This is a genomic window from Leptospira brenneri (genome assembly GCF_002812125.1).
Lineage (GTDB): Bacteria > Spirochaetota > Leptospiria > Leptospirales > Leptospiraceae > Leptospira_A > Leptospira_A brenneri.
In genome coordinates, this window is record NZ_NPDQ01000004.1 from 446,402 (window position 1) to 458,605 (window position 12,204).

Below are 12,204 nucleotides of genomic sequence, written 5' to 3' on the forward strand. Positions count from 1 at the left end.
AACAATCTCAAATGAAACTTAGAATCATTGCTAAATACTCGAGAGAAGAACAGAATGAAGGGGAATGCATTTGGGAAGAAAAACAAGTTCAATTTGGAACTGTTGAACGAACCACTAAATTCTCTGGAAAATTACTCAGTGAATTCCAAAAGGATTGGGCTTTATTTGTTGAGCGAGTCCTCTCTCAAAATCCGAACAAAGAAGAGTTTCTAGAAAAACTAGGGAAAAAATCTGATAGTTTGGAACAAATTGTCTTTGGAAGGACTCTCCCCTTTTGGAGAAATCCAGGATTTCAAGATTCCATCCAACTTCTCATTGATCCCGAGTTCTCACCCATCCCTTGGGAAATCTTAAGAACCCATAAAGGTTTTTTATTCCAAGACAAAGAGTTTCGAAGAGGGATTCGGATTGATACCATTCCCAAAGAAAACACAAAAAATTCTAATTCCATTTTACTTGTCTGTAATCCGGTAAAATCCAGCTTAATTGCGACTGTAGGAGAAGAATGTTCGACCTTATTTCCGATTTTGGAAAAAAAAATGAACCTTCGAATTCTAAAAGATGGTCTACTAACGAGAGTCAGGTTAATTGAAGAAATAAGTTCTGTTAAATATTTACACTATGCAGGGCATACGGAAAAAAAAGGGATCCCACTTGGAGCAAACGACTTTTTATATTCCAAGGAGATTTCGGGCCATTCTTTTTCAAACCTTCAGCTCGTTTTCTTTAACAGTTGCCATTCTTCATTTGATTCGATTGAACATTCAGGGCTCACAACGAGTTTTCTAAAAGCAGGTGCCAAAGAAGTGATCGGTTTTTTGTTTCCTGTAGAAACAAATATGGCAAAATCTATCGGAATCAAATTCTGGAGTCATTTTTTAAAAACAAAAAATTCCCACAAAACTTTAGGAAAAATTAGAAAATCATTATACAATGGCTCTTCCAAGGACATTATAACAGCAATTAGTTTAGTTCACTTTTCTACAGAAAAAAAAGAACCTCCATCGAAACGAATCCTAGGAATAACAGCGGTTTTGTTTGCCTTATTTTTTTTCATTGTTTTTTCACGTAACGAAAAAGAACCTATCGAGGTAGACAATTTGAACGTTCCCAAAGCAGAATCCGTTGTCAAAAAACGGAATGATGAAACGGTCTTACCGCAAGACCCGCTTCTGGTTCAAATTTCTCGGCTCAAAAATTCGGAATTTCGCAAAATGGCAGTTCAGTTTCTAAAAACAAAACACGAATTCCTTGATGATTCGCAAAAAAGGGAATTACTCGAATCTATTCTTTCTGAAAACAAATCAGAAGAAAAAATGTATTATGAATTCAAAACAAGGAGTGGGTTCTGAAACCACTCAAAAAATTCATAGTTTTACTAGTTTGTTTTTCGTTTCCTCTCGTTGCCCAGTGGTTTCCGAAAACAAAATCCTTTGAGGAAGTCTGGAACTCTTACGACAGCCATCAAAATTTAGTTAGCCAAGCTTATGGAATCCAAACTCGGGACATGATCCGAATCGAAACGCCAGAAGAAGAACAGGATTTTTTATTTTACTTAAAAAATTGTAATCACCCAGAAATCAAAGATCTAACTCAAATTCTAAAATACATTTCATTTTACGATGCAATCCTTACCGTCAAACAATGTGCCGAAGCAAACAAAGACGAACTCATTTTATTAGAAAAACAAACTAAGAAAAAAATCTTTGATCTCATCGTATTACCAAAACTAGAAATTTTAGAATCAGAAATTACAAACGAAGAACTCATCCCATTGATAACTCAGTTAAGAAAAGAATGGGAAAAAACCATTTATATTTTTTCTAATTTATACAAATCCCATGAAGTTTTATTTTTAGGAAAAGAAAGAGAATATACACTAGCAATCAATCGAGTTTTATATTCCGATATGCCTGAAGCTAGAAGGAAAACACTAGTTCTCCGACTCCTGCAAGATATGAAGGGGCACAACAAAAGTATCTATCAATTATTTTATTATTCTAAACAAAATCCTTGGTCTTCCGCAAACCTGAATGAAGAAAACTTAGAAGCAAAAAAATATTTTCTTAGTTTGCTGGAAGAATGGAAAGTTGATCCCGATTTTGATCCCGAAAAAATTAACAATTTAAACGAATTCCAAACTTGTTTAGAAGAAATCCCTGAAACAAATCAGAAAATTAGAATTTTAGGTTTTTTTGGATTTTTTAGTGATTATGGTCGATTCAGTATAAAAGACCAAATGACTTTTTCCAAATCAAACCAAACGCGTGTTCGGTTTATAAAACAGACCCTATTTCGTTCCCATCATTTTTATAAAAGATTAGAAAATGTACTGACATCATGTACCAATTCTATCCAATCGCTAAAAGACCTATGAGTAGTGAGATTCGAAAGTTAATCGACAATTGCCTTCTTGGCAAAGGGGACGCCTGGCAAGAACTCATCCATAAATTTCATAGGCTCATCATAGGAACATGCGCTCACTACGTTCCGAAAGAGGAAATTACGGATACCTCCCAACAAGTGTATCTCAAACTTACCGAAAACGACTACCATCTATTAAGAAAATTCAAAGGAGATAGTTTACCTGCATTTATTGTTTATTTAAGTGAAATTTCTAAAAATATAAGTATGTCTCAGACAAGATCCATTCGTCGGTATGAATATCGAGAGGGAATTTCCTTGGATTTGAGTATTGATATTTTAGATGATAGGCAAACCCAAGAAGATGTTTACTTTGCTTGGGAAGAAAAAAGAGAGTTCTACGACCTAATCGAAAGCCTGGATGATACCCATAAAGAAATTCTCATCTTACGTCTTAAAGGATATAAATTCAAAGAGATTGCAGAAATCCTCGATGTTCCCCTAGGTACGGTACTAGCTCGGGCTAACCGAGCCAAAGAAAAGATAAAAAAAATCCTTACAAAGGAAATAAAGCCTTAGCGGAGGGAAATAAATACTATGGAACCAAAAGATCCGAATGAATTTATGAACCGACTCAAACTCAAAGAAGCCCTGTACCTCATGTCTCAAGGAGAAGATGCGGACTCGCCCACAGTGGATCGGATCTTAAAAACCGTTCTCCCTTCGGGTTCAAACACAGTCCAAATCTACCTACAGTTTGTCAAAGACCAACTAAAACTCCTCACTACCGACTTAGAAGGGGCAAGCCTGGTCTCTCCTGGACTTGTTTTCCGGGGTGCAGGAAGTTCAGAAGGGGCATTCCGTGTCCACCGTCAGGTTGCCGGTCGGGATCTAGATTTTGTTTTTCTACCCAATGCTGAGAAAAACCAAGTTTTTCTTTCAGTGGAGACCTCTGACTCGGACCGTCTTTCCGCCAAACTCTTTTTGGATGGGGCCCCAGTAGAAACTTTGCAAAAACTAAGCCACCAGTCCATGTTCGACTCACCCATCACTTTGGATTCCAGTCCGGAGTTAGCCATTTTCGAATCCGGCAAAGAAATCGGCCGGTATCATTTTATGTTACAATCGTAATTTTTTGTGAAAGGATGCAATAAAGCGGAAGTCCCGAGACATCTATTGAATAAGAAACGTTCCTACTTTTAGGAGCATACTTTCTTTTCCAAACTAGTTCACACTCAGAAGTCCCGCCGAAAGTCGGGATTTTTTTTATGCGTTCACTCGGAAGTAAATCACATCCCCATCTTGGACAATGTATTCCTTCCCTTCCACACGTAGTTTTCCTTCATCTTTGACTTTGGCCCCGTCCCCGGTTCGGTCAACGTCTTCATAACGCATAACCTCAGCTCTGATGTAACCCTTTTCAAAATCGGAATGGATGACACTGGCCGCAACTGGTCCCGTGCTTCCTTGTTTGGTGGTCCAAGCGCGAACCTCTTCGACTCCAGCAGTAAAAAAAGTGAGGAGACCAAGTAGTTTGTAAGAAGCTCGAATCATTCTAGAAAGTCCGGATTCCTTTTCCCCGATTTCTTCCAAAAAGGCAAGTTGGTCCTCTTTTTCTAGTCCAGAGATTTCTTCTTCGAACCTACCACATAACACAACTACAGGCGCTCCTTCTTTCGAAGCAAAGTCGATGATGGTTTTGACCAGCGGGTTATCACTATTTTTTACATCAGAATCCAAAATATTAGCAACGTATAATACTGGTTTGATCGTAATGAGATTGAATTTTTTGGCAATTTTTGTTTCTTCTTCACCAAGTTCAACAGTGGAAGCTCGATTTCCTTTTTTTAAGGCATCAAGAATTTTATCCATCACACTTAAAATTTCAGTCGCTTCCTTATTTCCTGTTTTTGCAGTTTTAGCAACCCGTTGTTGTTGTTTTTCTAAACTATCCAAATCAGCAAGGATGAGTTCGTAATTGATGACAGTGATGTCTTCGATAGGATCTACTTTTCCATGAACATGGGTGATGTTTTCATCTTGGAAGGCTCGCACAACATGGCAAATTGCATCCACTTCGCGGATATGAGATAAAAACTGATTTCCTAAACCTTCCCCTTGGCTTGCCCCTTTGACAAGGCCCGCAATGTCGACAAACTCGATCATCGTAGGAACCGTTCGTTTTGGTTTATAAACCTCAGCCAAACGATTCAGTCTTTCGTCCGGAACTTCCACCACACCAGTATTGGGTTCTATCGTACAAAATGGATAGTTGGCAGCCTGTGCTCCTGCCTTAGTGAGTGCATTAAAAATAGTCGACTTACCGACGTTCGGGAGACCTACGATTCCACAATTCAAAGCCATAGGGATAGGTTTTTTCGAAACGACCGTAAGACAAGGAAAATTGCTTTCTTAGTTTTGAAATCCCGTCTCTAGATACACCGAAGTGAGATAGATAAGAGAGGTAAAAACGACAACCAGGTAAGCCGCTAAATATATTTTCCCAATCCGTTTCCAGGGATAACGATCGTGTAAATAGAGAGTAGAAATGATCTGTTCCGGCGACGGTTCGGAAGGCAAAACATCTTCCCTTCCTGCCTTTCTCCAAACAAATTGGCGTTCCTCTTCTCCCAGTTGGAAAAAACGAGCCGACTCCCTTTCCGTAAATACAGAAAGAAGTAGAGATGGAATTTCAAAATATTTAAAAGTAATGATTCCAGAGAAACTAGTGAGGATGGCCAAATAATTGAGAACGACAATGAGTGGACTTGCCGTATAACTAGAACTAAACAATAAATACAAATAAGTGATTAAAAAACTAACCGAAATCAGTTTGGCAAAACGAGAAAGGAATTTGTATAATTTTTGTTCTTTGATGAATAAATGGAAAACTTCGTGTTTCATTCTGTTTTATTTGCAAACGGAATAGATTTCCCAACTCTGAGATTGAATTCTTCGGGAATTTCCGTCTCTACCCACTGTTTTTCACCTTGCAAGTCGGTAAAGCAGAATCGAAAGGAGTGTAGAAACATTCTAGGTTCTTTCTTCTTAGGCTCTGTGATCCAATATACAGGATCTCCTAGAATGGGAAAACCCAACTCACGAAGCATAACGCGGATTTGGTGCCTTCTTCCAGTAAGGATTTTTGCCACCCCAAAAGACAAGTTTAGATTCTGAAATTCGGAGATCATTTTAAATTCAGTGATGGCTTTTTTTCCCCCACTTCTAACAACTTTGACTTCTTTGTTTCCATCCTTTAAAAAACATTCGAATCGTTTTTCTTTCCAATTTGGAATTCCATGGCATAAAAAAATATATTCTTTTTCTGCTCCATCTAATAAGGAATCGATTTCTTTATTATGCAGAGAAGACTTTCCCAGTAATACAATTCCACTTGTTCCTAAATCCAAACGGTTGGCGGTTCTGAGCTCCGGTAAACCCAGATGGTTTCCGAGTAACCTTGTAAAATCCATTCGATTGGGATCTTTTGTTTCATGTACAGGTAAACCAACAGGTTTTTCAGCTAAAAGAAATTCATCACATTCATAAAGAATATTTGTGGTATATCCACCTTTGAGGCGAATTTGTTTACGCGGATACTTCAATCCAAAGCCCACTAAGACTACGAATATTGATCACACCTGACTGAAACAGTAAATACTGACCCTTAATTCCAACAAGAGTGTCAACGATCGGACTTTCCTTAGTGAGTTTGAGGGATTTGATTTTCCCTGGAAAAGATTCAATTGGATACTGAATTTCGGTGACCTTGTTTAAATCCAATCTCTTCCAAACCAGTTTGGACTTACTATCAGGAGGAGAGAGAAATTCGTTTTTTTCTAAATGATTCAAAAACTTAATCCCCTCTTTCACCAAATCCATGCTTGGTGGATCACCCGCCACCATCTTTTGCCAAGATGTTTTGTCTGGAAGGAACTGACTCAAATAATGTTCTAAAATTCCAGCGTCTCTGCGAGACTCCACTTCCAAAATGGGAACTCCAAAACGAGCCCCCTGGTCCACCCAACGGTTCGATACAGGATTTTCCTTTGTGATTCCTACTTTTAATCCACTCGAATTAGCAAAGTAAAGAGTATGTTTTTTAAAACAATTTTCTTTTCCCCAATCTGGTTCTCTACAAGTACCTTTATGGTGATGGCAAGTTTCCGGTCGTAAAATACAAAGATCATTTTCCGCTAGTTTGGTGAAACAAGTGAAACAATGGCCTTGGTTGAAAGACTTCTTTGTTTTTTTTCCACAATGTAGGCAACGAATTTCATCATTTGTGGAAAGTGTAATTTTTTTTCCGATCCAAGTCTCCACCGAAATTTCCGAAGTGGATTCTCTGGCAGTAAGATCCTTTTTGTCTGTTTCACTATAGGTTGCTGATTCCCAAAAATAGGAAACAGGGGATACACCCTTGTGAGACATTTTTCTGACATAACCTTGGATCGTAGGCATAAATTCTAAAAAGAATATTCTTTTACTTCTTCAGGAAAGAAGTCCCTACTCACATTCACAAAGAGTAATCCAGTAAGACTGGGTTCCGAATTAGAAAGACTCCATTTGAAAATAACAAGAGTTTTGCGGTATAGGTAATGAGAAATTTGCCCTTTGGGATTATAAAAAAGTTTTAATTGGTCTTCTCCTTCCCCAAGTAAAACCACCTTTCCATTTAGATTAGGTGATTTTTGTTTGATCTGTTTGATAACCACTTTTCCGCCAGGGTTTAGATCTTCAAGATCGGAACCTTCTGTTGCCTCCCCTTCGGTCACCGTAGAACTCGGAGCCACTTCTAAAGTTGTTCCTTCATAGTCCAAATAATTGCAGGGAAAATCACCGGGCATACTTGGAAAATTTTCGGAACAAGGTGTATAAACAGATTCCTTATCTTCCCCCTCTCCGTAAGAAACAAGAAGTGTCGAGCGAATGGTAGCATAAGCTACTGATTTCAAAACCTTAGCTGCCTTATTTTTAGGAATGTTTTTGAATTCCTTTTCAGAAGCAAAGATCGTTAGAGTCAAAAGAAAAGTAAGTAATGTAACTAGAATTCGTTTCATCATATCCTCAATATAACAAGTAAGGTGCGATTTTTTTAGCTTCGTTTTCTTCTTCCGATAGATACGTATTATGAAAGTCTATAAAACTTTTTCCTTCGTTGATGGAAGTTCGAAAATGGTCATTCCCCCAAAGTTGGTCCACCCAATGGTTGGATGATCCCTTACTCCATTTAAAATCATTCGGATACGTTTCTTTCATAAGTCGAATGAGATCATATGCTAGTTGGATCGGATCGTAATCAGGCCGAACCAAATTCATCCGTAATCCGGAACAGATTTTACCTTTATGAGGACCAAAGGTTGGTTTGAAAAACACAGGAGAAAAGTAATAAGATTTGTTTCCGAGATTTGTAAGTTTTGTCGCAAGTTCTTCCGGGTTTGTCATCCAAGGAGCTCCAAAATAAACAAAAGGTGCTTGGGTTCCCCGACCCACAGAAACATTTACCCCTTCCAAAAGAACGAGAGAAAGATAATTTCTTGCAGAGTCCACCATTGGTAAGTTAGGGGATGGTGTGGTCCAAGGAATTCCTGTATCTTCAAAATACATCCCGCGCCTGTATCCTTCCACAGGAACTATCTGAACATTTACACTGTCTTTTAAATATTCTTTATTATAAAACTGAGTCGCCTCACCAATTGTCATTCCTGTGATGAGAAGAGAAGGAAATTCACCAGCAAAGTTTAAATTCCTTGGATTCATTTTTTCACCCATTGGGGATAAGTGCATGGCAACATGGATATGATCGAGAACAATCAGTTTTGTTTTGGTATTTTTCATCGCATCCATCAGTCGTTTGAGAACACTCAAATAAGTGTAACAACGCATTCCCACATCCTGGACATCGAAAACAACATAATCCACTTCTTTCACGAGTTCTCGTAATTCAGAATCCTTAATTCGATAGATATGATACAAAGGACGATTGAATGTGGAGTCCATGGTAACAGGCGTTTGGCTAAACTCTTCTTCCAAACCAAGAAAACCATGTTCCAATCCAATCAAATGTTCGAGAGTGATTTTATGTTTCTCTAAAGATGTGATGATTTTTTTTGGATTGGTTCCAATTCCCGAAGGGTTGGTCGCAAGCATTAATTTTTTACCAGCCATCTCTGGTAGGACTTTTTCATAAAAAATGTCCGAAGAAACCCTCATCTTAGAATCAAGCGGGTGGACACGAAATTGAGGAACTGTGTTCCCATGGCAAGCGAGTACAAGAAAGCAGAGAGAAAACCTAAAAAAGTAATTGGTCATGTAAGTATATGTTTCTATAATATAGCAAATCTTCAAGGAGAAATGTCCTTCATGTTCAACCGACTTCGATTGGCTCCCTTAACCGGAGTTCTCATCCTAACCATTTTGGCATGTGCCGGCTCCAATTCCGCTCAGAAACAACCTACGCTGCCAGACAATGTGGTGACAGCCATGGGAGAGGCACCTATTTACCAAGGAGACTTGGCTCTTGCAAGGAATAAGGCTTTGAAAGATGCAAAACTCAATGCCATTCGCAAACTTGTCGGGGAACAAATTACAGAGAAATCAGGAGTTTCTGATGGCCAGTCCCTTGGCTCCAAACTCTACGGGAAAACAGACAGTTTCGTAAAAAAATACGACATCATCAGTGAAGAACAATGGAAACTAGACACCCAAGACATGATCCGTTTGAACGTGCGCTGTGAAGTGGAAGCAACCAAACTTTCCACTGCCGTAGATGCCCTTCTGGATGATGTGGGAAATCCAAGGATTGCTGTTCTTGTCCAAACAGTGGTGAATGGAAAGTCCTATCCCATTGGATCAGCAACCAATATTGCGGAAGCAGAACTCATCGAAAAACTCCGAACCAAAGGAAACAAGGTTGTAGATAGTTCCCAACTCACAGCACTTCTTAAAAAAAATCCAAGCCTTGCCAAACTTGACCTTACTTCTGTAGAAGAAGGAAGCCCACTACTCACTCTCGCACAAGATTCTGGTGCAGAAGTTCTGATTGTGGCGAAGGTAACCACCACCGATCAAAAACCAGTGGTTCTTCCTGGCGGAAAAAAAACTGACTTTTTAAGTTCAGCGGCCACTGGACCTTATCGTATCATCCAACTTTGGGGGGATGGAAAGATTTTTGGTTCAGGGAGTTTGGAAGGACGTGGGGCTGACATCACCCAAGAAGTTTCAAGAGAACAAGCCGTCAAAGACTGGGCTAACCTTGTTTCTGGGAAAGTCGGAAAACAAATCAAAGACGAATGGTTTAAACTCACAGAACAAAATACTGTGATTTTAAAGTTCAAAGGACTTGGTTTGGAAGATGCGATTAATTTTAAAAACGATTTAATGGAATACACTTCTGTCAAACAAATCAACGATCGTAAAACAGAAATGAATGGATCTGAATGGGAACTCACTTACCCAGGAAAAGAATCTATGTTTGCTGAAGAGTTGATGTATAAAAAAGATTCCAGTTTCCGTTTTTTAAGTAGTAAAACTTTAAGTATCAATAGCTCTAAACGCGGAGTTGTGGAAGCAGAATTTAAAAACAAATAAACTTCTATTTTTTTCCTGCAGAGAGAAAGGAACCAATCTCTGTAGGATCAAATGGTTTGGAGAAATAACGAGCCACTCGTTTTTCAATGATTGCCGTCTGAATTTCTGGTGTTAAATCGTAACCCGTCAAAATACAATAAACTATATTTGGTCGAATCGCCTTTGCCTTTGTAATGAATTCCAAACCCGTCATCTCCGGCATTCGCATATCGCTAATCACGAATTGTATATCTTCGTTTTCCTGTAATTCTTCAATGGCCTCTTCACCCGACTGGGCAACAATCACATCAAAATCATTTTTAAAATAATCTCGAAACAAATATAAATTCAGAATTTCATCATCTACATACAATAACTTACGTTTTATGGAATTTTGATTCATACTAACACCGGAATTTTGATCCGAAAAATAGTTCCCTTACCCGGAACTGATTCCATTTCGATGATCCCTTTATGGTCTTCTATAATTTTGTAGGCGATGGGCAAACCAAGTCCTACCCCTTTTCCCGGATCTTTGGTGGTAAAAAATGGATTTCGAATTTTGTTTTGTAATTCTTCTGGAATTCCGCCACCAGAATCAGAGATCTCAACCAAAGCATACTCAGGATCCCGGAAACTCTTTAAACCCAAAATCCCAGAATCCCCTTCCATAGCTTGGATCGCATTCGTCATTATATTGAGAAATACTTGGTGAATTTTACCAGAATTTCCTTTGACCATCATACTTCCCGAAAAGTAATCTTTCACAACTAAAATCCGATCGCGTAACGAATGACCAAGAACCACCAAACAATTTTCTACGATATCATGTAGATCAAATTTTTCCTCAAATGAATCACCGCTCCGAGTGAATTGGTTAAGCCCCTTTACAATTTTGGAAGTTCTCTCTACCCCTTCTTTGATGGCCTCCAAATACAATTGAGTTTTTTCAGAGGCAAGGTTCGAACCTTCTAAAATATCACGAACACCAAAATAACCACCTAAAATAAAATTCAAAGGGTTATTGATCTCATGAGCAATGCCTGCTGACAACAAACCAAGACTTGCCATCTTCTCCGATTCAATGAGTTGGTTTTGCCTTTCTCGCAGTTCCACTAAAGTTTGTTTCAGTTCACGAGTTCTAGAATCTACAATTGATTCCAATTCATGATTGTATTTTTCCAAACGTGATTCGTATTCAGATCGCTCCAACTCAGCAGCGATTCTACCAGAAAAAATTTGAAATAAAGTTAAAATCTGATCTTTGTTTTCAATCTCTGATTCATAAAGTCCAACAATAAGACCCATCACTTCTTTTCTGGAATTCAGAAGTGGAGATCCAATGTATCCTTCAATTTTCATCTCCACCAAAAGTTGATCATCAGGAAAGTATTTCTGTACTTCTACCGGATAATAACAAATACTATTATCAAAAACATTAGCACAAGGTGTGTCTTTCAACGAATAGGCCATATTCTCTGCAATCTGCCCCTTCGCAACAAGGGAGATGGTTTTTGATTCATATTTTTCTTTATCAAAGATAGCGATGAAAGTATAGTCCGCTCGGATGATAGAGGCCAACTTAAGTGTCAGGCGATTGAGAAATTCATTTCCATAGGTATTGGAAACAGCTTCGATGATATCCGATAGAAGTTGGCCTTGGATCATGAGAAAATTATTTTAAAGATCTCCTAAAAAAAATATTTTTTCCATTTATGGTGTCTCTACCTTTTCTGGTTTCTGACTTTCCAAAGGAAGGATTGTTGTTTTTACATCGAGGAGTGGTCCGAGTTCAAAGATCGATTCATACCCATAGGCTTTGAGTGAGTTGTATGTAGAAAGGTTCAAAGAGGCAGCAGGACTTTTGGCAGCAAAGGCTTCCTGGTTCCCTTCAAAGTTGTTATTACAGTAAATTAAGATTTTTGATTTTTTTTCTGGAATTAGATCTGCTAAAGATTCTTTTGTGAATTCAGTAAAGGGAAGATTTTTTGCACCCTTGATGTGTAAAAGTTTAAATCTATTTTCACTACGAGCATCGAGAAGAATGACTCCGTCTTCCGACATCAACTTTAAAAACTGATTCTCTGTTAGGCGATGAGTTTCCCTTTCTCCTTCGGAGCGATTTACGATCCTTCGAAACTCCCCATAATCAATGAGTTTATTTTCAATGGGAACTGGTTTGGATTTGATCTTTTTTTTCTGCTTAAGAGATTCTGAAACGAGTGGGACGGTGACGAGTACCAGTAAAATGAATAGGAACTGTTTCATAAA

At 38.4% G+C, this 12,204-nt stretch carries 14 protein-coding genes; 5 read left to right on the forward strand and 9 right to left on the reverse strand.

Features of this window, described 5'->3' with window-relative positions:
* Nucleotides 1–11: 11 nt before the first annotated feature.
* The 4 genes from CH361_RS11265 to CH361_RS11280 all read left to right on the forward strand — a co-directional run bounded on the left by CH361_RS11265 (nucleotide 12) and on the right by CH361_RS11280 (nucleotide 3,495).
* Nucleotides 12–1,352, forward strand: a complete 1,341-nt coding sequence (locus CH361_RS11265) for a CHAT domain-containing protein (protein ID WP_100790901.1) — start codon at nucleotides 12–14, stop codon at nucleotides 1,350–1,352.
* 155 nt (nucleotides 1,353–1,507) lie between these two features.
* A complete protein-coding gene (locus CH361_RS11270; RefSeq protein WP_100790902.1) occupies nucleotides 1,508–2,377 on the forward strand; it encodes a hypothetical protein in 870 nt (289 codons plus the stop codon).
* Nucleotides 2,374–2,943, forward strand: coding sequence for an RNA polymerase sigma factor (locus tag CH361_RS11275; protein WP_100790968.1), 570 nt, complete (start codon nucleotides 2,374–2,376; stop codon nucleotides 2,941–2,943). Before CH361_RS11270 ends, CH361_RS11275 begins: the two co-directional genes overlap by 4 nt.
* An 18-nt stretch (nucleotides 2,944–2,961) precedes the next feature.
* Nucleotides 2,962–3,495 carry a hypothetical protein gene (locus CH361_RS11280; protein ID WP_100790903.1) on the forward strand — a complete coding sequence of 178 codons (534 nt, stop codon included), beginning with the start codon at nucleotides 2,962–2,964 and terminating at the stop codon, nucleotides 3,493–3,495.
* 135 nt (nucleotides 3,496–3,630) lie between these two features.
* Here the strand turns inward: CH361_RS11280 and ychF are convergent, their stop codons facing one another.
* From ychF to CH361_RS11310, 6 genes are read right to left on the reverse strand one after another with little or no spacing between them, the layout of a single operon-like run.
* Entirely contained in the window at nucleotides 3,631–4,728 is a 1,098-nt protein-coding gene (gene ychF, locus CH361_RS11285) for a redox-regulated ATPase YchF (protein ID WP_100790904.1), read from the reverse strand.
* Between the two features lie 48 nt (nucleotides 4,729–4,776).
* Entirely contained in the window at nucleotides 4,777–5,268 is a 492-nt protein-coding gene (locus CH361_RS11290) for a hypothetical protein (RefSeq protein WP_100790905.1), read from the reverse strand.
* On the reverse strand, nucleotides 5,265–5,969 hold the full coding sequence (locus tag CH361_RS11295; RefSeq protein WP_100790906.1) for an RluA family pseudouridine synthase: 705 nt from the start codon (nucleotides 5,967–5,969) through the stop codon (nucleotides 5,265–5,267). Before CH361_RS11295 ends, CH361_RS11290 begins: the two co-directional genes overlap by 4 nt.
* On the reverse strand, nucleotides 5,953–6,825 hold the full coding sequence (locus CH361_RS11300) for a DUF2797 domain-containing protein (protein WP_100790907.1): 873 nt from the start codon (nucleotides 6,823–6,825) through the stop codon (nucleotides 5,953–5,955). Before CH361_RS11300 ends, CH361_RS11295 begins: the two co-directional genes overlap by 17 nt.
* A 5-nt stretch (nucleotides 6,826–6,830) precedes the next feature.
* The gene (locus tag CH361_RS11305; RefSeq protein ID WP_100790908.1) at nucleotides 6,831–7,424 is read right to left on the reverse strand and encodes an LIC_11883 family protein; all 594 of its coding nucleotides are present in this window, start codon (nucleotides 7,422–7,424) and stop codon (nucleotides 6,831–6,833) included.
* A 7-nt stretch (nucleotides 7,425–7,431) separates the two neighbouring features.
* Complete coding sequence (locus CH361_RS11310; RefSeq protein ID WP_100790909.1) at nucleotides 7,432–8,676, reverse strand: exo-beta-N-acetylmuramidase NamZ family protein; 1,245 nt, start codon at nucleotides 8,674–8,676, stop codon at nucleotides 7,432–7,434.
* Between the two features lie 51 nt (nucleotides 8,677–8,727).
* Between CH361_RS11310 and CH361_RS11315 the strand changes: the two genes are divergently transcribed.
* Nucleotides 8,728–9,954: a lipoprotein LipL46 gene (locus CH361_RS11315; RefSeq protein ID WP_100790910.1), complete on the forward strand. Its 1,227-nt coding sequence runs from the start codon at nucleotides 8,728–8,730 to the stop codon at nucleotides 9,952–9,954.
* A 4-nt stretch (nucleotides 9,955–9,958) separates the two neighbouring features.
* On the opposite strand, the gene CH361_RS11320 is transcribed toward CH361_RS11315, so the two are convergent.
* The 3 genes from CH361_RS11320 to CH361_RS11330 are packed head-to-tail and all read right to left on the reverse strand — an operon-like array spanning nucleotide 9,959 to nucleotide 12,201.
* Entirely contained in the window at nucleotides 9,959–10,336 is a 378-nt protein-coding gene (locus CH361_RS11320; RefSeq protein ID WP_100790911.1) for a response regulator, read from the reverse strand.
* Nucleotides 10,333–11,601, reverse strand: coding sequence for an ATP-binding protein (locus CH361_RS11325; RefSeq protein WP_100790912.1), 1,269 nt, complete (start codon nucleotides 11,599–11,601; stop codon nucleotides 10,333–10,335). The genes CH361_RS11320 and CH361_RS11325 overlap by 4 nt, the downstream gene beginning before the upstream one ends.
* A 45-nt stretch (nucleotides 11,602–11,646) precedes the next feature.
* Nucleotides 11,647–12,201, reverse strand: coding sequence for a rhodanese-like domain-containing protein (locus CH361_RS11330; RefSeq protein WP_100790913.1), 555 nt, complete (start codon nucleotides 12,199–12,201; stop codon nucleotides 11,647–11,649).
* Nucleotides 12,202–12,204 lie beyond the last annotated feature (3 nt).

Bases quoted from the DNA above. Each gene is read 5' to 3' on its own strand.
- CH361_RS11320 (WP_100790911.1), bottom strand. From the start codon at position 10,336: ATGAATCAAAATTCCATAAAACGTAAGTTATTGTATGTAGATGATGAA.
- CH361_RS11300 (WP_100790907.1), bottom strand. From the start codon at position 6,825: ATGCCTACGATCCAAGGTTATGTCAGAAAAATGTCTCACAAGGGTGTA.
- CH361_RS11305 (WP_100790908.1), bottom strand. From the start codon at position 7,424: ATGAAACGAATTCTAGTTACATTACTTACTTTTCTTTTGACTCTAACG.
- CH361_RS11330 (WP_100790913.1), bottom strand. From the start codon at position 12,201: ATGAAACAGTTCCTATTCATTTTACTGGTACTCGTCACCGTCCCACTC.
- ychF (WP_100790904.1), bottom strand. From the start codon at position 4,728: ATGGCTTTGAATTGTGGAATCGTAGGTCTCCCGAACGTCGGTAAGTCG.
- CH361_RS11310 (WP_100790909.1), bottom strand. From the start codon at position 8,676: ATGACCAATTACTTTTTTAGGTTTTCTCTCTGCTTTCTTGTACTCGCT.
- CH361_RS11290 (WP_100790905.1), bottom strand. From the start codon at position 5,268: ATGAAACACGAAGTTTTCCATTTATTCATCAAAGAACAAAAATTATAC.
- CH361_RS11280 (WP_100790903.1), top strand. From the start codon at position 2,962: ATGGAACCAAAAGATCCGAATGAATTTATGAACCGACTCAAACTCAAA.
- CH361_RS11315 (WP_100790910.1), top strand. From the start codon at position 8,728: ATGTTCAACCGACTTCGATTGGCTCCCTTAACCGGAGTTCTCATCCTA.
- CH361_RS11270 (WP_100790902.1), top strand. From the start codon at position 1,508: ATGATCCGAATCGAAACGCCAGAAGAAGAACAGGATTTTTTATTTTAC.
- CH361_RS11275 (WP_100790968.1), top strand. From the start codon at position 2,374: ATGAGTAGTGAGATTCGAAAGTTAATCGACAATTGCCTTCTTGGCAAA.
- CH361_RS11325 (WP_100790912.1), bottom strand. From the start codon at position 11,601: ATGATCCAAGGCCAACTTCTATCGGATATCATCGAAGCTGTTTCCAAT.
- CH361_RS11265 (WP_100790901.1), top strand. From the start codon at position 12: ATGAAACTTAGAATCATTGCTAAATACTCGAGAGAAGAACAGAATGAA.